The organism is Kribbella sp. NPDC054772 (assembly GCF_053611945.1).
The window spans coordinates 46,487-65,349 of sequence record NZ_JBSHBJ010000027.1; the positions used below are offsets into that span (position 1 = coordinate 46,487).

General features: G+C 69.2%; 20 protein-coding genes. 12 read left to right on the forward strand and 8 right to left on the reverse strand.

Translation table 11 applies throughout. The features are described 5' to 3' along the window. The first annotated feature begins 96 nt into the window (after positions 1-96). Genes ACWGID_RS31175 through ACWGID_RS31185 form a run of 3 tightly spaced genes read left to right on the forward strand, consistent with a single transcriptional unit; the run spans position 97 to position 2,701 of the window. Positions 97-960, forward strand: coding sequence for a carbohydrate ABC transporter permease (locus ACWGID_RS31175; protein ID WP_452202629.1), 864 nt, complete (start codon positions 97-99; stop codon positions 958-960). Beyond that, on the forward strand, positions 957-1,841 hold the full coding sequence (locus ACWGID_RS31180) for a carbohydrate ABC transporter permease (protein ID WP_452202631.1): 885 nt from the start codon (positions 957-959) through the stop codon (positions 1,839-1,841). The genes ACWGID_RS31175 and ACWGID_RS31180 overlap by 4 nt, the downstream gene beginning before the upstream one ends. Continuing rightward, the gene (locus ACWGID_RS31185) at positions 1,838-2,701 is read left to right on the forward strand and encodes an NAD-dependent epimerase/dehydratase family protein (protein WP_452202633.1); all 864 of its coding nucleotides are present in this window, start codon (positions 1,838-1,840) and stop codon (positions 2,699-2,701) included. The genes ACWGID_RS31180 and ACWGID_RS31185 overlap by 4 nt, the downstream gene beginning before the upstream one ends. On the opposite strand, the gene ACWGID_RS31190 is transcribed toward ACWGID_RS31185, so the two are convergent. Then, a complete protein-coding gene (locus ACWGID_RS31190) occupies positions 2,674-3,672 on the reverse strand; it encodes a LacI family DNA-binding transcriptional regulator (protein WP_452202635.1) in 999 nt (332 codons plus the stop codon). The genes ACWGID_RS31185 and ACWGID_RS31190 overlap by 28 nt on opposite strands. Before the next feature lie 103 nt (positions 3,673-3,775). Here ACWGID_RS31190 and ACWGID_RS31195 point away from each other — a divergent pair, with 103 nt between their 5' ends. The 7 genes from ACWGID_RS31195 (at position 3,776) to ACWGID_RS31225 (ending at position 11,405) form a co-directional block, all read left to right on the forward strand. Then, a complete protein-coding gene (locus ACWGID_RS31195) occupies positions 3,776-6,538 on the forward strand; it encodes a sugar-binding protein (protein WP_452202637.1) in 2,763 nt (920 codons plus the stop codon). A gap of 139 nt (positions 6,539-6,677) precedes the next feature. After that, the gene (locus ACWGID_RS31200; protein ID WP_452202639.1) at positions 6,678-6,899 is read left to right on the forward strand and encodes a biotin/lipoyl-binding carrier protein; all 222 of its coding nucleotides are present in this window, start codon (positions 6,678-6,680) and stop codon (positions 6,897-6,899) included. A 159-nt stretch (positions 6,900-7,058) separates the two neighbouring features. Then, on the forward strand, positions 7,059-7,730 hold the full coding sequence (sigE, locus tag ACWGID_RS31205) for an RNA polymerase sigma factor SigE (protein WP_452202641.1): 672 nt from the start codon (positions 7,059-7,061) through the stop codon (positions 7,728-7,730). Continuing rightward, complete coding sequence (locus tag ACWGID_RS31210) at positions 7,727-8,326, forward strand: anti-sigma factor family protein (RefSeq protein ID WP_452202643.1); 600 nt, start codon at positions 7,727-7,729, stop codon at positions 8,324-8,326. Before sigE ends, ACWGID_RS31210 begins: the two co-directional genes overlap by 4 nt. Before the next feature lie 3 nt (positions 8,327-8,329). Then, positions 8,330-9,418 (forward strand): sigma-E factor regulatory protein RseB domain-containing protein, encoded by a 1,089-nt coding sequence (locus tag ACWGID_RS31215; RefSeq protein WP_452202645.1) that lies wholly within the window; start codon positions 8,330-8,332, stop codon positions 9,416-9,418. Positions 9,419-9,493: 75 nt separating this feature from the next. Further along, positions 9,494-11,002: a S1C family serine protease gene (locus tag ACWGID_RS31220; RefSeq protein WP_452202647.1), complete on the forward strand. Its 1,509-nt coding sequence runs from the start codon at positions 9,494-9,496 to the stop codon at positions 11,000-11,002. Positions 11,003-11,066: 64 nt separating this feature from the next. Continuing rightward, positions 11,067-11,405, forward strand: coding sequence for a sec-independent translocase (locus tag ACWGID_RS31225; RefSeq protein WP_452202649.1), 339 nt, complete (start codon positions 11,067-11,069; stop codon positions 11,403-11,405). Here the strand turns inward: ACWGID_RS31225 and ACWGID_RS31230 are convergent. Beyond that, positions 11,384-11,821, reverse strand: a complete 438-nt coding sequence (locus ACWGID_RS31230) for a hypothetical protein (RefSeq protein WP_452202651.1) — start codon at positions 11,819-11,821, stop codon at positions 11,384-11,386. The genes ACWGID_RS31225 and ACWGID_RS31230 overlap by 22 nt on opposite strands. A gap of 90 nt (positions 11,822-11,911) precedes the next feature. Between ACWGID_RS31230 and ACWGID_RS31235 the strand changes: the two genes are divergently transcribed. Next, a complete protein-coding gene (locus ACWGID_RS31235) occupies positions 11,912-12,496 on the forward strand; it encodes a TetR/AcrR family transcriptional regulator (RefSeq protein ID WP_452202653.1) in 585 nt (194 codons plus the stop codon). On the opposite strand, the gene ACWGID_RS31240 is transcribed toward ACWGID_RS31235, so the two are convergent. From ACWGID_RS31240 to ACWGID_RS31265, 6 genes are all read right to left on the reverse strand, one after another. After that, positions 12,464-13,015 (reverse strand): GNAT family N-acetyltransferase, encoded by a 552-nt coding sequence (locus ACWGID_RS31240; RefSeq protein ID WP_452202655.1) that lies wholly within the window; start codon positions 13,013-13,015, stop codon positions 12,464-12,466. The genes ACWGID_RS31235 and ACWGID_RS31240 overlap by 33 nt on opposite strands. Before the next feature lie 8 nt (positions 13,016-13,023). Continuing rightward, complete coding sequence (locus tag ACWGID_RS31245; RefSeq protein WP_452202657.1) at positions 13,024-14,169, reverse strand: Mrp/NBP35 family ATP-binding protein; 1,146 nt, start codon at positions 14,167-14,169, stop codon at positions 13,024-13,026. Between the two features lie 101 nt (positions 14,170-14,270). Next, positions 14,271-14,834 carry a PspA-associated protein PspAB gene (gene pspAB / locus ACWGID_RS31250; protein WP_452202659.1) on the reverse strand — a complete coding sequence of 188 codons (564 nt, stop codon included), beginning with the start codon at positions 14,832-14,834 and terminating at the stop codon, positions 14,271-14,273. 59 nt (positions 14,835-14,893) lie between these two features. Further along, a complete protein-coding gene (gene htpX, locus ACWGID_RS31255) occupies positions 14,894-15,799 on the reverse strand; it encodes a zinc metalloprotease HtpX (protein ID WP_452202661.1) in 906 nt (301 codons plus the stop codon). Positions 15,800-15,839: 40 nt separating this feature from the next. Beyond that, a complete protein-coding gene (locus ACWGID_RS31260; protein ID WP_452202755.1) occupies positions 15,840-16,337 on the reverse strand; it encodes a DUF1003 domain-containing protein in 498 nt (165 codons plus the stop codon). A 106-nt stretch (positions 16,338-16,443) separates the two neighbouring features. Beyond that, positions 16,444-17,769: a magnesium transporter MgtE N-terminal domain-containing protein gene (locus ACWGID_RS31265; protein ID WP_452202663.1), complete on the reverse strand. Its 1,326-nt coding sequence runs from the start codon at positions 17,767-17,769 to the stop codon at positions 16,444-16,446. 90 nt (positions 17,770-17,859) lie between these two features. Between ACWGID_RS31265 and ACWGID_RS31270 the strand changes: the two genes are divergently transcribed. Then, entirely contained in the window at positions 17,860-18,828 is a 969-nt protein-coding gene (locus ACWGID_RS31270; RefSeq protein ID WP_452202665.1) for a helix-turn-helix domain-containing protein, read from the forward strand. Positions 18,829-18,863: the final 35 nt, after the last annotated feature.

Here is an 18,863-nt window from a genome sequence, read left to right on the forward strand (position 1 = left end):
TTGCCCACCGCAACCACCACTCGTTCCACCGGTGCCCCGGCGACCAGCCGCGGCGCCGGTGTGCGGCGACGGGTGAACCGCAGGTATCTGCAGCGGATGCGAGGTGGAGTACCGGCAGTGCTGTTCGCGCTGCCGGTGCTCCTGATCTTTGTCGTGTTCTCGTGGGGCCCGATCGTCAAGGGCCTCGTGATGAGCGTGCAGCAGACCAATCTGGTCGATCCGGTCAAGTGGGTCGGGCTGGAGAACTTCCGCTACGTGCTGACCGACCCCGGCGTCGGTCAGGCGGCGCTGAACACGGTCTGGTTCACCTTGCTGGCTTTGCTGTTCGGCTTCCCGCTGCCGGTCCTGCTGGCGATGTTCCTGTCCGAGTTGCGTGGCAGGTCGTGGCTGTACACGACGCTGGCGTATCTGCCGGTGATCACGCCGCCGGTGGTGGCCATCCTGCTCTGGCGGTTCTTCTACGACCCGTCGGCGAGTGGGATGTTCAACACCATCCTGGGCGCGGTGGGGCTCGGTCCGTTCCCGTGGCTGGACAGTCCGTCGTCGGCGATGCCGTCGATCGTGCTGGAGGCGACGTGGGCGGGTGCGGGTAACGCAGTGATCATCTACCTGGCCGCGCTGACGTCGGTACGCGCGGACCTCTACGAGGCGGCCGAGCTGGACGGCGCGGGCGTCGTACGGCGGGTGTGGCACGTGATGTTGCCGCACCTGCGGGGCGTGCTGCTGCTGATGCTGCTCCTGCAGGTGATCGGGACCATGCAGCTGTTTACCGAGCCGCTGCTGTTCACCGGCGGTGGACCACAGGGGTCGACGATGACGATTCTGTTGCTGATCTACAACTACGCGTTCGTCAACGGCGACTACGGTGCCGCGACGGCGCTGAGCGTGCTGCTGGCGATCGCGCTCGCCGTACTGTCCGCGGTCTTCCAGTTGGCGACGCGTGGTTGGAGTACCGAATGAGTCAAGAACGTGGTGCGCTGTCGGACGCGGACCGGAAGCTCACGCGGGTCAGAGTGCCGTTCGTGGCCGGGCAGGTCGTCGTACTGATCGGACTGCTCGTCGCGGGTCTGGGGCCGTTGCTGTGGTTGCTCAAGGCAGCGATCTCGCCGACGCAGGACAGCATCCGCTCGCCGCTCGGCTGGTTCCCCTCCGGTCAGGTGCAGTGGCAGAACCTCGCCACCGCGTGGCAGCAGGGCCATATCGGCTACTACCTGGGCAACACCGCCATGATCGCCGCGGGTTCGGCGGTCACGTCGCTGATCGTCTGTACGACGTCCGGCTACGTGCTGAGTGTGCTGCGCCCGCGGTGGGGCGCGCTGTTGTCCGCGGCGATCCTGGCCACGTTGTTCGTGCCGCACATCGTCTCGCTCGTGCCGCTGTATCTGACCGTGCTGAAGATGCCGGTGGTGCACGCCAACCTGACCAACACGTTCTGGGCGGTCTGGCTGCCGCCCGCGGCCAGTGCGTTCAACGTGCTGATCGTGAAGCGGTTCTTCGACAGCATCCCGCGTGAGTACTTCGAGGCCGCCCGGATCGACGGCGCCGGCTCGATCCGGGTGTTCACCTCGCTCGTGCTCCCGCTGTCGCGGCCGATCCTGGGTGTGGTCGTGCTGCTCAGCATCATCTCTTCGTGGAAGGACTACCTGTGGCCCCTGCTGGTGCTGACGAATCCGGATCTCCAGCCGGTCTCGGTGGCGTTGCCCAAGATCGCGAAGGTGACGGAACTCAACATCCAGTTGGCGGGTCTGTTCCTGGCCCTGCTGATCCCGGTGCTGCTGTTCCTGGTCTTCCAGCGAGCATTCTTGCGTGGCGTGGGCCTGTCTGGGGGCATCAAGGCGTGAAACGCGTTCTGGTGACCGGTGCGGACGGTTCCATCGGCCGAGCCGCCGTCGACGGTCTGCAAGCCGCCGGGTACGACGTCACAGGTCTGTCCCTTCGCTACGACCACGCCAGTACGGCGGACCGCTCACTGGTCGGCGATGCGCGGTCGGCCGACGATGTGTCCGCCGCACTCGCCGACGCGGACGCCGTACTGCATCTGGCCGCGATTCCGCATCCCAGTCTGGGTACGCCGGAGGAGGTGTTCGAGAACAACGTCGCGGCGACCTTCAACGTGCTGGCGCAGGCTGGGCAGCGGGGGATCGGTCGCGTGGTGATCGCGAGCAGTATCAACGCATTCGGCGTACCGATGAACGTGAACGAGGTCGAGCCGGCGTACTACCCGCTGGACGAGGAGGTGGAGGCTGACATCGCCGACGCGTACTCCTTGTCCAAAAGCGTGGACGAACAGAGCGCGCGGATGGCGTGGCGGCGCTGGGGGACCGATGTGATCGCGCTTCGCTTCCCACTGGTCAAGGATCGGGACGAGCTGGTCAAGTTCGCCGCGATGGCGGACCGCGACCCGTCGATCATGGCTCGCGAGGGTTGGGCCTATCTGGACCTGCGGGACGGTGTACGGGCGATCATCGCCGCACTGGAGTCGACGGCTGCCGGAGCGCACGTGGTCGGGCTGGCAGCCGACGACATCCTGATCGACCGCAAGACGGACGAACTACTGCGCCAGTACGCGCCAGGCGTGCCGTTGAAGCGACCTGTGGACGGACGTGGCTCGCTGGTTGACACGACGCGGGCGCAGGAGTTGCTGGGCTTCCGGCCGCGGTACTCGATCCACGATCAGGCGGTGTCCGCGACGACCACGTGAGGCTCGACGTACTCGACTCCGGGCTGGAGGTCGCCCTCCAGGAGCCGGTTGGCGACCTGGCGGCCGATCTCCTCGAGGCCGACGTCGATCGTGGTCAGGTGCCTGGTGCCGCGCTGGTCGTGCATCAGGCTCTCCCAGTTGTCGACGCCGATCAGCGCGATGTCGCCGGGCACCTGCCGGCCGGCGGCGCGGACGGCCCGTTCCACACCGCGGCCGATCGCGTCGCTGCCGCAGAAGATCGCGTCCAGGTCGGGCACCTCGGCCAACAGCTCGGCCGCGGCCTGCTCGCCCCACTCCTCGCGCCAGCGCCCGAATCGGACCGGTGCCGCCCACTTGAGCCCGGCCTCGAGGAGCAGCTCGGCGGCGCCCTCGGCCCGGCGTTGCGCGGCCATGTCGTGCCGCTCCGCGGTCAGGTGCGCGATCTTGCGCCGGCCGTTGGTCAGCAGGTGGCTGATCGCGAGCCGCCCGATCGCGTAGTCGTCGGCGGTGATCGTGGTGTCCTGCGGATCCGCCGGCACCGTGAACGCGTTGATCACCGGGACGTCGAACCGGCTGGTCAGCGACGGCGTCCGGAACGACGTACTGGTGCCGATCACGATCACGCCGTCGATCCGGCGGGCACGTAGCTGCAGGATGCTCTCGGTCACGTCGTGCTGCTCGTCCATCCGCGCGTCGTACAGCAGGATGGCCTGCTCCTTCGCGCCCAGCTCGGTGGCCACGGTGGCCAGCACCACGCGGGTGAACGGGTTCGACGCGCGGTGTGTGAGGACTCCGATCGTCTGGCTGCGGCCGCGGGCGAACGAGCGGGCCAGCGCGTTGTGCCGGAAGCCGAGCCGGTCCGCAGTCACCCGCACGTGTTCCCGGGTGGCTTCCGAGATCCGGTCCGTGCCGTTGAGGGCTTTGGAAGCCGTCGACAGCGACACACCGGCCGCGGCAGCCACATCGGACAGCGTGATCACCTGGTCGGCCATGCACACATCGTAATGAGGTCACGAGCCGTTGACAGCGAGGGCGCGGCGTATCAGGGTGTGATCTGCGAAACCGCTTTCGCTTCCCCTGGGAGGAGAACGCTCCATGGCACGTCGCCGCTCCGGCGCAGTCAGTCTTCTCACGGCCGGTCTGATGCTGGCCGCAGTACTCCAGTCACCCGCCCGCGCGGCAGTCACCGCCGCGCCCTCACTGAGCATCACGCCGACGACCGTCGGCAACACGTTCACCGTCGGGCAGCAGGTGAAGCTGGGCTTCACCACCGACGCAACGACCGTCAACTGGACGGTCCGCGACGCCGGCGGCACTGAGGTCGCCAAAGGCTCCGCATCGGCCGCTTCACTCAACGGACAGCTCCCGCTGTCGATCAGTACGCCCGGCTGGTACCAGACCGATCTCACAGCGGTCGGCTCCGACGGCTCCACCACGTTGGGCGGCACCGACTTCGCCGTACTGAGTCCGCACGACTTCTCGGCGTCCACGGACACCCGGATCGGTGTCGCTGGTGCGCTCGGGTTCAGCAGTGCGTCCAATCCCGGTCTTGAGTCCGTACCGCTGATGGCCAACGGCGGTATCTCCACCGACCGCGACGAGGCGTTCTGGGCGGCCGCCGAGACCACCAAGGGCGTCATCCAGTTCCCGCAGCGGGTCAAGGACTACAAGGCCGCGCTGGACGCGAACAACGTGGACTTCCTGCACATCCTCGACTACGGCAACCCGCTGTACTACCCGGACGAGGCGCCCGCCACCGACGAGCAGCGAGCGGCCTTCACCAGGTACGCCGTTGCTGCGGTCGACGAGTTCGGTACCGAGCACACGACGTACGAGCTGTGGAACGAGTGGAACCTGCGGGATCCGAACGGGGCCGCGAAGGCCAGTCCGGAGAACTACGTCGCGCTGCTGAAGATGGTCAGCGCTGCGGTGCGGGCGAAGCACCCGGACGTGAAGCTGACCGGTCCGTCGCTGGCGGTCATCAACGACTGGCAGGGGTGGTTCACGAAGTTCGCGGACCTCGGTGGGCTGGACTACGTCGACGCGGTGACCATCCACCCGTACGTGCAGCCGCTGGACCCGGAGGCCTCGGTCACCTACGTCAACACGATCCGCAGCATCATGGCGGCGCACGGCTCGACCAAACCGATCTACATCACCGAGCAGGGCTGGGCGACCGGCACCAACCCCAGCGCGGTCTCCGAGCCGGCACAGGCCAGGGACCTGATCCGCGGCCAGCTGCTGTCGTACGGCAACGGTGTGGCGCGCTACAGCTCGTACAACTTCATGGACTCGGGGACTGACCCGTCGAACGTCGAGCACCGGTTCGGCCTGGTGCGCAACCGGCTCGACACGCGTGGCGCGCTCGTCCCCAAGCCGTCGTACGTCGCGACCGCCGTCCTCGCTCGCCAGATCGACGAGCGCCCGCTGATCGGCCAGACCCGCTTCGGCACCAACGGGTACGACGTCGCGTTCGACGCCGGTAGTGGTCAGTCGGTCCACGCCGTCTGGTCGGCGACACCCGGCCTGGTCAACGTGGCCGCTCCGGCGGGTTCTCCGGTCGAGATCACCAATCTGTACGGCGTGACGACCACACTGACCGCTGACGCCGGAGGACACGTGTGGGTGTCGGCCGGACCGGATCCGTTCTATGCACGTGGTGCGATTTCCGGAGTGGCGCCGTCCAACCGGTTCGCGCTCTCGATGACGCCGGAGATCGCCGGCGACCCGGCCACCGGGACACTGACGTTCAGCAACCCGGATGCGGTCGCCCACACGTTCACCGTGTCCGCCGGCGGTACCGAAACGAGCGGATCAGCCGCTGCAGGCGCCACAGCAACCGCACCGGTCAGCTATCCGGCACAGGAGTCGACTGGACCGCGCACATACACCGCCACGGTCAGCGTCGACGGACAACCCGTCGGGCTGATCTCCACGACAGGTACTGCGACCCCGCCGTTGTCCGTGACTGCCTCACACGTCCTCAACGGCAGTGGCAAGGACCTGCTCCGCTTCCGTGTCACCAACGCGTCGTCACGGCCCATCACGCTGGACGGGCTGGACTGGGCGTCTGCAACCGCGTCAGGCACGCTCCTGGCCGGGTCCGTCGTCCCAGCGCATGGCACGAACGAGGCTGACGTCGCACTGACGCTCACTGCCGCGTCAACGTGGTCGGCGAGCGTCCGGCGTCCCGGGGCTGCTGACATCAAGGCGTCCGGGAAGCTGGTGCCAGTCGCCGCGCCTACGGTGGCGAACCGCCACACGGTCACGTTGGACGGCGTCATCGACCCAGAGGTCGCCAAACAGCCCGCCATCGCACTCGAAGGCACCGGTACGCCGCCGGTGACGGGCTGGGGCGGTCCGAGCGACCTGTCCGGTTCGCTCTGGCTCACTCACGACGACCAGAACCTGTACCTGTCGGCCAAGGTCACCGACGACGTGTTCTCGCAGCCCAACCGCAACGGCAACATCTGGGGCGGCGACGGGATCCAGCTCGGTATGACGGCCGGTGCGCCCGGTGAGGCGACCGCTACCCAGGAGATCGGTGCCGCCCTGACCGATGCCGGTCCGGTGGACACCTGGCGCTGGACTCCGACGACTCAGACCGGTACGCCGCCTGGCGTCCAGGCGAAGGTGGTCCGGGACGAGACGGCGCACACCACGACGTACGAGATCGCGATCCCGTGGAGCACGCTCGGGTTCGCGGCGAAGGATCGACTGCTCTCGGCCACCGTGGTGCTCAACGAGAACGACGGCACCGGGCGGCGCGGCTGGCTGACCTGGGGCAAGGGGGTCGCGGAGACCAAGAACCCGGCCCTGTTCAACGCGATCCGGCTGGATCCGGCGGCGGCCCGGTAGCCCGCACTGACTCGGCGTAGGTGCCCTGGAACGCTGCCCGAGGGGCACCTACGCCGAACCCACTCCCGCCGAACCCACTCCGGATGCCTAGGATCAGGTGGGGAGTCCGGGAGTGGTCCGGGAGTGGGAGGAGTGCGAGTTGAGTCACACCGTGCTGGCCGAGCTGGTGGCCAACGTGCTGAAGGTCACTGCCAGGGCCGGGGACGCGGTGGGTCCGACCGACACACTGGTCATCCTGGAGTCGATGAAGATGGAGATCCCGGTGCTGGCCGAGGTGGCCGGCACCATTACCGAGCTGAAGGTCGTCGAGGGCGAAGTGGTGCGGGACGGGGACCCGATCGCCGTCATCGACGAGAGGTGATTCAACCGAAATGGCCGTCGAGGCGTCTGTACCAGTGAAGGCACCGGCCGGGAACTTCCGGTCCGGGCACCGCGTTGAGCCGTCGTACAGCGAACCCCAGGATCTCAGGGTCTTTCCCGGGTTCTCCCGACGTGCGCAGAGGACGGTGACCGCGGCACCATGGCCTTCACGCTTATTGCCGAGAGGACTCAGGGAGGCGTTGCGGTGAAGCCGCACCACACCCCCACGGTGCCCGCGCCCCAGCCGGTCGAGGACGTGCTGCCGTCGTGGGACGAGATCGTCCGCACGCACTCGGCCCGCGTCTACCGGCTCGCGTACCGCCTGACCGGCAACAAGCACGACGCCGAGGACCTCACCCAGGAGGTCTTCGTCCGGGTCTTCCGGTCGCTGTCGTCGTACACGCCGGGCACCTTCGAGGGCTGGCTGTACCGGATCACCACGAACCTCTTCCTGGACGGCGCCCGCCGTAAGCAGCGAATCCGTTTCGACGGCCTGCCCGAGGACGCCCACGACCGGCTGCCGGCCAAGGGCGAGGGCCCGGCCGAGAAGCTGGACTCCGACCTCTTCGACCACGACGTGCAGGACGCGCTCGACGCGCTGCCCGAGGACTTCCGCGCCGCCGTGGTGCTGTGCGACATCGAGGGCATGACGTACGACGAGATCGCCGACGTCCTGGACGTGAAGCTCGGCACCGTCCGCAGCCGGATCCACCGCGGCCGGTCGATGCTGCGCAAGCACCTGGAGCACCGGGCCCCGCGGTCCGGCCAGACCCGCGTCGGCGGCCCACCTGCCGACGGCGGTCTGTTCGGTGACGGGGGTGACCTCGGATGACGCACCCGCTCGACAAGCTGAGCGCCGTCGTCGATGGCGCGCTCGACCACGACTCCCGGGACAAGGTGCTGAGCCACCTGGTCGGCTGCGACACCTGTCGCGCCGAGGTGGACGCGCAGCGCCGGCTCAAGGCCAAGATGGCCGCGCTCGAGTCGCCGGACCCGTCCACTGACCTGATGCAGCGCCTGATGGGCGTCTCGTCGTTCTCGACCGAGCCGCGGGAGGAGGTCCGCCCGGTGCTCACACCGGCGGTCAGCCTGTTCCCGCAGCGGTCCGCGTTCCCGGCCGGGCGTACAGGTGGCACCCGGCCGGGAGCCGCCCGCACGTCCCGTTCCCGGCGCCGCGTCGTCGGTGCGGCCGGTTCGGCCGCCGCGGTCGCCTCCCTGCTCGGTACGGCGTTCGTCGTCGGCGACCCGTCCCGCACGGAGCAGCCGCCGGTGCTGCAGCCGCCGGTCGCCAGCTTCTCGTCCGACCACGCGACCACGACCGGCGGGACACCGTTCGCCGACCCGGTCGCCGTGCTGAACTCGTACAACGGTTCGGGGTACGCCGGGCTGAGCTCGTCGCTGCGGCCGGTGGCCCTGACAGGGCGCTGACCGGTGGGCCTCACCCGGCTCGCCGTGCTGGTCAGCACCGCCCTGATCGGCTTCGGCCTGCCCGCTTCCGCAGCACCGGTCTCCGCGTTCGCAGTCCCGATCCCCGGGGCCGCCCCCGCGGCCTCGAAGCCGGACTCGGCGACCGCGGTCCGCTGGCTGCAACGCGCCGCCGCCGCGCCGAACCAGGTCTCGTACCACGGCACGCAGATCATCACCGCCTGGGGACCGCAGGGCGCGAGCTCAGCGATGTTCGACATCGTGCACGCCGCGTCACAGGGCTCCGAAGTCAGCGTGCTCGGTTCGTCGTCCGCGCCGGGCGCAAAGGCGTTCGTACAGCGCGCCACGAACACCGACGCGGCCATCGACGGCGGACCGCTGGCGCTGCTCCAGGCGACGTACCAGCTGGTCGACAAGTGCTGTACGGACCTGATCGGTCGGAGCGCGGTGCTCGTGGAGGCGCTGCGGGGCGACCAGACGCTGGCGGCCCGGTTCTGGATCGACAAGACGACCGGACTGCTCCTGCAGCGCCAGCTGTTCAGTCAGGACGGCAAGACGATGGTCCGGGCGACTGTGTTCACCGAGCTGGAGATCGAGAGCTCGGAGTTCCTCGGCCACCTGCCGCCGATGCTGCCCAGCGGCGTCGAAGCGGTCGGCATGGGCAAGGTCGACAACCTGCGCTCCCAGGGCTGGGTCTGCGCCCCGCAGCTGCCCGCCTCGCTCACGCTGTACGACGTCCACCAGGACACCAGCAACAGCTCCCTGCAGTTCTCGTACTCCGACGGCCTGTTCAACGTCTCCCTGTTCGAGCAGCGTGGCGCGCTCGACCCAGCCGCCGTGGCCGGCTTCACCACCACCGACACCCCCGGCGTCTACCTGCGCTACGGCATGCCGTCGTACGTCGTCTGGTCGTCCGGAGGGATCGTCTACACGCTGATCGGGGACCTGCCGCCGGACCAGCTCGGACAGGTGGTCAAGGCGTTCCCGCACGAGGTGCCGGCCAAGCTGACCGCGATCCAGCGGCTGGGGACCGGACTGGCCAAAATCGCGACCTGGCTCACTCCGATGGGTGCACTTTCGCCGAAGCTGGGATAATCGAATCCGGAAGTACCTCCGGTGATCCCCGGCCAGGGCTTCCGACGACCACGACGACGACGTGAGGCGGGGACCGTGACGAGCGACGACGCCGAGCCGACAGTTCCGAACGCGGCGGCTGCGGATCCCACTACGGAGCCCACTACGGAGCTCGGTGCGGGTCCGGCTGCAGACCTGCCCGCGAACGAGCCCGCGGCCGGCCCGCCGGCGCCGCCTGGTCTGCCTGGTCAGCCGTTGAGCGCGTTGACGCCGCCCGCTCCGGGAGCGGGGACGATGCCGCTGCGGACGCCCGGCTCCGACGCGGCGTACCGGCAGACGAACGGTGGTCGCTCCACCACGCAGCGCAGCTTCGGCCAGTCCGAGCCGCCGGAGCCCCGGTTCCGCCCGGTGTACCAGGGACAGGCGTGGCCGACCGAGCAGCCGCAGTACCGGCCGGCCTTCACGCCGCCACCACCGGCGGACTGGCACCAGCAGCAGGCCCGCTCGTACCAGAACGAGCCGGCGAAGTTGAATCGCGTCGTGATGATCGCGGCCCTGGTCGCGCTGGTCATCGGGGTGATCGCCGGCGCCGGCGCGGCCACGGCTGTCGTCGCGCTCGGCGGTGGCGGCAGCGGCCCGATCGCTGACCAGCCCGATCCGCCGGTCGGCACCGGCGCGGCCCCGAAGATCCGCACCGGCTCCGTGTCCGCGGTCGCCGCGACGCTGCTGCCGAGTGTCGTGCAGCTGAAGGTCCAGGGATCGGACAACTCCGACGCGACCGGCTCCGGCCTCGTGATCGACAACGTCGGGCACATCCTGACCAACAACCACGTGGTCGCGGCCGCCGCCAAGGGCGGCTCGATCCAGGTCGTGACGAACAACAACAAGACCGCGACGGCACGGCTGGTCGGCCGCTCCCCGGCGTACGACCTCGCGGTGGTCCAGGTCGCCGGCCTGGACGCGCCGTCGGTGCAGTTCGGCCGCTCGGACGCCGCCGTCGTCGGGCAGGACGTGGTCGCGATCGGCTCGCCGCTCGGACTCGCCGGCACCGTCACGTCGGGCATCATCTCGGCGAAGAACCGCCCGGTGACCACCGGCGACGACACCGGCCAGACGTCCTCGTTCATCAGCGCGCTGCAGACCGACGCGGCGATCAACCCGGGCAACTCGGGCGGTCCGCTGGTCGACATGAACGCGCGGGTGATCGGCGTGAACTCCGCGATCGCGACCGTGCGCGGTTCCACGGACGGGCAGAGCGGGAGTATCGGGCTCGGGTTCGCGATCCCGATCGACCAGGCCCGGCGGACCGCGCAGCAGCTGATCGCCACCGGCAGGGCGTCGTACCCGGTGATCGGGGCGAGTGTGGACATGACGTTCGAGGGTGGCGGCCGGGTCAGCTCGGTGACCGCGAACTCGCCGTCCGCGCGCGCCGGTCTGCGGGTCGGTGACGTGATCACCGCGGTCAACAACCAGCCGGTGGACAGCGCCGAGGTACTGATCGTCGCCATCCGCACCTACCAGCCGGGCGAGGCCGTGCGACTCACGTACGAGCGCGCCGGACGGGCCCGGACGGTTACGCTCACTCTCGGCCAGCAGATCGGCTGAACCATCGTGCCCGGAGTCGAGATACCCTTGGCGGCGTCCGTGGCGATGAACAGGAGGTGAGGCCATGTTCGGCATCGGACCACTCGAACTGGTCGTGATCGCGATCGTCGCCGTACTGGTCTTCGGGCCGGATCGCCTGCCGGAGTTCGCCCGGACCGCCGGGCGGCTGCTGCGGCAGGTCCGCCAGATGGTCAACAACGCGCAGAACGACCTGCGTGCCGAGCTCGGTCCGGAGTACGCCGACCTCGAGCTCCAGGACCTGAACCCGAAGAACTTCGTCCGCAAGCACCTCCTCGACCCGATGGACGAAGAGGCGGACAAGCTCGTCTCCGAGTTCAAGGACGGCGCTCCGGAGCGGCTGCCGGCCGGCCAGAAGCCGCCCTACGACACCGAGGCGACCTGACCTCTGCGAAAGAGCAGCACCGTCGCGATCGCACCCGCGACGGCGGGCAGCAGCGCGAGCAGGCCCCACAACGGCGGGTAAGGACGGACGCCGTACTCGGACACGAGCAGCAGCGTCACGCCGAGCGAAGCCGTGAGCAGTACGACGAGTGCGCCCAGCACGCCCGCGACGAGGCGGTGTGAGCGGGCCAGCGCGGCGACCGCGAACCAGAGCAGTGCGTCGAGGACGGCAACGCCGTACAGCAGGCCGTAGAGCGCGCCCTCCGACGCGTGCTTGCCGTACGCCGCATAGGCGGACGTGGCGTGCTCGCCGAGGCTCTGGCTGCCGATCTGGTCGATGACCGCGATCGCGGCGAGCAGGACCGAGAACCCGACCGCGAGCAGCGCTGTGCGTTTTTCAGAAAGTGACTGTCTCATGCAAGTGACTGTACGAACGGCGGATTCGCGCGGTCAAGAGTTTTAGACAGTGACTTGCTGAAGCGCGTCGCTGTCTCCTATGGTCGGAGCATGGCTACCGGACTGCGGGAACGCTGGCGCGTCAAGGCCCGGCGGACGATCCAGGAGCGCGCGCTCGATCTGTTCGACGAGCGCGGATTCGACGCGGTGACGATCGAGGAGATCGCCGCCGCGGCCGAGGTCTCGCCGTCCTCGGTCTACCGCTACTTCGGCACCAAGGAAGGGCTGATCGTCGCCGACGAGTTCGACACGATGAGCCAGGAGGCGCTCGAGGAACTGTTCGACCCGAGCGACCCGGTCGGCACCATGACCCGGATCGTCCGCGCCTACGAAGCGCCGGTCGAGGGTGCCGCCGAGCCCGTCCCGTGGCGCCGGATCCGCTACTTCTTCAAAGAACCTTCCGTCCGTACGGCGTTCTGCGCGTCACTGGATCGCGCCAGCCAGCGGATCGCCCCGCTGATGGCCGGCGAGCACTTCACCGAGACCCAGGCCCGGGTCGCCGCGAACGCCCTCGTCTTCGGCTACTTCGCCGCCTTGGAGCAGTGGTACGTCGACGGCGGGGTCCGTCCCGTCGCGGAGTACGTCGAGGAAGGCCTCGCCCCACTACGCCCGATCTGGCGCGTCGGAGGGGAGTAGCTCGTAGACCGCCCGGTCGTCGACGTGCGTCGCGATCGGGAACGCAGCCGTCTCGGTCCCGACGAGGCGGAAGCCGGCCGTCTCCGCGGTACGGCGGGCCGCGCGGTTCGTGGCCGCCGTACGGATGACGATGCGCCGGCCGTCGAAGCTCTCGAAGTACCAGCCGGCGACTCGCTGGATCGCTTCGGCCATCACGCCACGGCCTTGCGTGTCGGGGTGCAACCAGTAACCGACCTCGACGTCGGAGTCGAGGTTGAACAGGGTGACGTTGCCGAGCCCTTCATCGGTCTCGCGGTCCGCCACGCACCAGTTGAACCGCTTGCTCGCGGCCGCCTGCTCGGCCATGTCCTTCAGCCAGAAACGGGCGTCCTCGGCCGTGAACGGCTGCGGGATGAACGGCAGGAAATGCGCGGTCGCCTGGTTGGTGCGCGCGGTCGTGATCCGTGGGATCTCGTCCGTACGCCAAAGCCGCAGGCGGAGCCGCGAGCTCTCCAGTACGGGGTGCTCGAACCCTGCCACCGCAGGCGTCAGCGACCGGCGGGGGACAGACCGAGCTGACGGCCGAGGAGGCCGCGGGGCTTACCGCCGAGGGTGGTGGCGATCTTGTCGAGGACCTGAGCCGCCGGGGTGTCCGGGTCGGCCATCGTGAGCGGCTGGCCGAGGTCGCCGCCGGAGCGCAGGCGCTCGTCGAGCGGGATCTCACCCAGCAGCGGGATCGGGTACCCGAGGCGGGCGGAGAGGGTCTCGGCGACCCGCGTACCGCCGCCGGAGCCGAAGATCTCGATCCGGTGCTCAGGACCGCAGTGCGGGCACGGCAGGTACGACATGTTCTCGACCACGCCGGCCACCCGCTGGTGCACCATCTGCGCCATCGTGCCGGCCCGCTCGGCCACCTCGGCGGCCGCCTCCTGTGGGGTCGTCACGACGATCACCTCGGCGCTGGTCAGCCGCTGGCCGACCGAGATCGCGATGTCGCCGGTGCCGGGCGGCAGGTCGAGCAGCAGTACGTCGAGGTCACCCCAGTACACGTCGGCGAGCATCTGCACGAGCGCGCGGTCCAGGATCGGGCCGCGCCAGGCGACCACCTGATCGCGCTTCGGCTTCAGCATGCCGATCGAGATCACCTTCACGCCGTGCGCGGGCACCGGCATGATCATGTCGTCCACCGCGGTCGGCCGCTCGTCGGCGACCCCGAACATCGCCGGCACCGAGTGCCCGTAGATGTCCGCGTCCAGGACGCCGACCGACAGCCCCTGCCGCGCCATCGCGACCGCCAGGTTCACCGTCACCGAGGACTTGCCCACGCCGCCCTTGCCGGACGCGATCGCGAACACCTTGGTCAGCGAGTCCGGCCGCGCGAACGGGATCTCCTTCTCGGCCTGGCCGCCCCGCAACTGCGTCTGCAGGGCCGACCGCTGCTCGGCGGACATCACGCCGAGGTCGATCTCGACGCCGGCGACCCCGTCCAGCTTGCTGACCGCGGCGGTGATGTCGCGACGCAAGGTGTCCTTCATCGGACAGCCGGCGACAGTCAGCAGGATCCGGACCGCGACCACGCCGTCCTCCCGGACGACGACGGACTCGACCATGCCGAGATCCGTGATCGGTTTGCGGATCTCCGGGTCCATCACGCCACCGAGCGCCGTGGTCACCTGATCAGCAGTGGGAGCCATGCACCAAGGCTACGTGCTCCACCGAGAAACCCCGACCACGGTCCGTGTGACCTACCTCCGCCAAGGCAACCCTTACCTGCAGGCCTTTGCCCGCGGGGCGGTCAGAGGCCGGGGGCGCCGTAGACGGGGAACCAGCGGGAGAGGTCTTGTTCGAAGTTGAGGTCGCTGCCTACTACGGACTTGATCTGGAGTTCGGTGGCGTTGTCGCGGCGGTCCGGGCCGGCGGGGACGAAGGGGTACCAGGAGCCGCGTTTGTACAAGTAGACGAGGCCCAGCGACTGCGTGCCGTTCGTGAAGGCGACCAGGGTGCAGAGGAGGGCGTTGCCGAAGCCCGCGTCGACGAGGGAACTGTTGACGGCGTGCAGGTCGGTGACCAGGGTTTCCAGGTCGTCGGGGGCCGTCTGCCGGACCAGCCAGGTGAACCCGTAGGAGTCCGTCGTACTGGTGAACTTGCCGTTGTCGAGGGCGAGCAGCTTGTCGACCTCGTCGCGGAGCGTGCTGAAGCCGCCGCCTTCGGCTGCCTTGAAGCAGACCGATCCGCTGCCGGTCGGCCGGTAGCCCGCCGCGGTCTCCAACGTGATCGCGGCCGACGGGACGGAGAACAGTTGGTCGAGATTCGGCGGGACCGCCTTGCTCCGGCCGAGAAGGATGTCGAGAAGACCCATGCGTCGAGGGTATGTCCCCGGGCCGCACGCCGGCCGTCGCGGCGCTCGGCCCAGGGTTCCTAGGCCTGCTCGCCGAGCTGGCGGGAGAGGGTGCCGAGGCGGTCGATGCGGGTCTCGAGCGAGGGGTGGGTGGAGAACAGCGACGACAGGCTCGCGCCGGCCTTGCCCGAGATCGCGGGGGCGAAGAAGAACGCGTTGAACGCCTGCGCCTGACGCAGGTCGCGGGACGGGATCCGGGCGATGTCGCCGCTGATCTTCGTCAACGCGGACGCCAGTGCCGATGGTCTGCCGGTCAGCATCGCGCCGGCGCGGTCGGCGGCCAGTTCGCGGTACCGCGAGAGCGCGCGGGTCAGCAGGAACGAGATCGCGTAGACCACGACGGAGACCGCGATGATCGTCAGCACGACCAGGGCCGCGTTCTGGTCGCGGTTGCCGCGGCCGAGGCCGCCGTACAGGCCGAAGCGGGTGATCAGGCCGGCCAGGACGCCGAGGAACGACGCGATCGTCATCACCGCGACGTCGCGGTGCGCGACGTGGGAGAGCTCGTGCGACAGCACGCCCTCGAGTTCGTCGTTGTCCAGCCGCCGCATGATGCCGGTCGTCACGCAGACGACCGCGTTCTTCGGGTTCCGGCCGGTGGCGAAGGCGTTCGGCATATCGACGTCGGCAATGGCGACCCGCGGCTTCGGCATGTCGGCCAGGGCGCACAGCCGATCGATCACGCCGTGCAGTTGCGGCGCCTCCTCCGGCGTGACGATCCGGCCGTGCATCGCGTACAGCGCGATCCGGTCGGAGAACCAGTACTGCGCGAACAGCGCGCCGCCCGCGATCAGTACCGCCAGCACCGCGCTCTTGGTCAGCGCGATCAGCAGCGCCACGAAACCGACGTACAGCAGCCCGAGCAGGAAGCTCGTGATGATCATCCGGCTGGACAGCCCCCGGTCAGGCGCGAATCGAGTCTTCATCCCACGTCCTTCCTCACCTGATAGAGAGGGTAGCTCGGTGTCAAACCCGGTCGTCCTCGCGGCTGCGCAGATCGAGGTCGGCGAGCAGCGAGCGGAGCTCGGACCGCAGAAAGTCGCGGGTCGCGACCTCCCCGACCGCCATCCGCAGCGACGCCATCTCGCGGGCCAGGAACTCCATGTCGGCGCGGGTCCGGGAGTCGACGTCGCGGTCCCGCTCGTACTGGACCCGGTCGCGGGCCTCCTGCCGGTTCTGGGCGAGCAGGATCAGCGGAGCGGCGTACGACGCCTGCAGACTGAGCGCCAGCGTGAGGAAGATGAACGGGTACTCGTCGAAGCGCAGGCTCGACGGCGCGAAGATGTTCCAGCCGACCCAGAACAGGATGGTCGCGGTCATGTAGACCAGGAACTGCCCGGTGCCGAGGAACCGGGCGATCCGCTCGGACAACCGCCCGAACGCGTCCGCGTCGTACGTCGGCCGCGGGACGAACGTCCGGCGCCAGTCCCGCGGTACGTCGAGCCGCGTGGTACCGCGGAACATCCGCCGCTCGTCCGAACTCCGGCGGCGCTCCTCGGTGGTACTGCCGCGCTGGTTACTACTGCGCTGGTTACTACTGCGCGGGCGGCGGTCGTCGGCGCTGCGGTCGTCACGGGGCATCGTGGTCCACCTCCTGCGGCGTGGAAGGCGTGGAAGGCGTGGAAGGCGTGGAAGGCGCTGTAGGTACTGCGGGCTCGGTGTGGTCGTTCTCCCGCCAGTCGTCCGGCAGCAGGTGGTCGAGGACGTCGTCGACGGTCACCGCACCCAGCAGCCGGCCCTCGTCGTCCAGCACCGGCGCGGCGACCAGGTTGTACGTCGCCAGGTACTTGCTGACCGTCTGCAGGCTGTCGTCCGGCCGCAGCCCGTCCAGGTCGGTGTCCAGTGCGGCGGACACCAGCTCGGACGGTGGCTCGCGGAGCAGCCGCTGGATGTGGCCGATCCCGATGAACCTTCCGCTCGGCGTCTCCAGTGGCGGCCGGCAGACGTAGATCATGGCGGCCAGTGCGGGACTCAGGTCGGCGTTGCGGACGTGTGCCAGCGCATCGGCCACGGTGGCGTCCACCGGCAGGATGACCGGCTCGGAAGTCATCAGACCGCCCGCTGTGTGCTCCTCGTAGGTCAGCAGTCGCCGTACGTCTTCTGCCTCTTCCGGCTCCATCAGCGTCAGCAGACGCTCGGCGGTGTCGGTCGGCAGCTCGGCGATCAGGTCGGCCGCGTCGTCCGGGGACATCTCCTCCAGCACGTCCGCGGCACGCTCGGTGTCCAGTCCGGCGAGGATCTCGACCTGGATGTCCTCCGGCAGTTCCTCGAGGACGTCCGCCAGTCGCTCGTCGTCCAGCGCGACGGCGATCTCGTTGCGGCGCTTGACCGACAGATCGTGCAGTACGCCGGCCAGGTCGGCCGCACGCATCGATTCGAAGGCGGCCAGGATGTGTGTCGCGCCCTGCCCCTCCTCGACCTGGGTGAGTCCGCTGACGTCGGCCCAGTCGAGCACATGCGTCTGCCCGCGCCGCCGGAACCGTTTGGAGCCTTCCCGGACCGCCACCTTGGTCAGCAACCAGTCCCTGGACCGCCACTGCTCCATTGCCATGTCGAACACCACTGCGGTGGCGCCGGTGTCAGCAATGGTGACGGTCCGGTCGAGCAGCTCACCCAGCACCAGTACTTCGGTCGCTCGCTGCTCGAAGCGCCGCATATTGAGCAGACCGGTGGTGATGACGTGGCCGACCTCGACAGACGTGACCCGGGTCATCGGGAGGAAGATGCGGCGCCGGGTGAACACCTCGACGACCAGGCCGAGCACCCGGGCCGGCTGGTTGCCCTGACGCATCATGGCGACCACGTCCCGGACCTTGCCGACCTGGTCCCCGTTGGGGTCGTACACCGGCAGCCCCGCCAGCCGAGCGACGTAAACCCGCGACGGTGATCCGGTCATGTCCGAAGGCTAACCCGCCGAGCGTGAGTCTCGGCTGAGGACGCTTCGTAGACTTTGCTCCTCGGGCGAGCTTGGAAGTGGGGGGTGGGCATGCTGGGTACCACCGGTCTCGGTGCCGACGACGAGGCGGCGTACCTGGACCTGATCCGGCGCGGTGCCGCGGCGCTGGGGGACCTGGCCGTGCGGCTCGGGTGGCCAGTGGAGGAGGTACGGCGCGCGGTCGACGTCCTGCAGGCCGAAGGGTTCGTGCACCGGACGCCGGCGCCCGGGGAGCTGATCGTCCCGGTGCCGCCGGAGCTGGCGGTCGAGCAGCTCATCCAGCGGCAGGAGGAGGAGTTCGAGCGGATCCGCAAGGCGGCGTACCGGCTGGCGGCCGAGGCGACGCGGCAGGGCGGTGCGCGGCGGACCGAGGAGCTCATCGAGATCGTCACCGGGGAGACCGCGGTCGGGCTGGCGTTCGACCGCGTGCAGCGGACGGCCCGCAGCGAGATGCGTGAACTGGTCGCTCCGCCGTACGTCGCCTCCGCGGAGGTGAACAGCACGCAGCTGGCCCGGCAGGGAGCGGGCGTCACCTATCGGGTCGTCTACGACAACTCGGCGCTCGGCGACCCGGTGCTGGCGGCCAGTGCGGTCAGTCATGTCCGTGCGGGGGAGCAGGCCCGGATCGCGGACGTTCTGCCGACCAAACTCGCCATCGCGGACCGGGAGCTCGCGTTGCTGCCGCTGGACTGGGCCACGCCGGCTCAGGACGCGGCTCTCCTGGTCCACCCGTGCAGTCTGCTGGACGCCCTCGTCGCGCTGTTCGAGACAGTGTGGAACCGGGCCAGTCCGTTGTCGGTGACCGACTCGAACGGTCTGCAGTCGGAGGCTGCGATGTCCGCGGAGGACAGGCACCTGCTGTCGTTGCTGGTCGCCGGACTGACCGACGACGCGGCCGGTGCACGGCTCGGGATCAGCCGGCGCACTGTCGCGCGCAGAGTGCAGCAGTTGATGGAGCAGACGCATTCACGGTCCCGCCTGCAGTTGGGTTGGCACGCGCGGGACCGGGGTTGGCTCTGACCCAATTGGTCGTGACCCGTTTGCGCCAGTCGGAT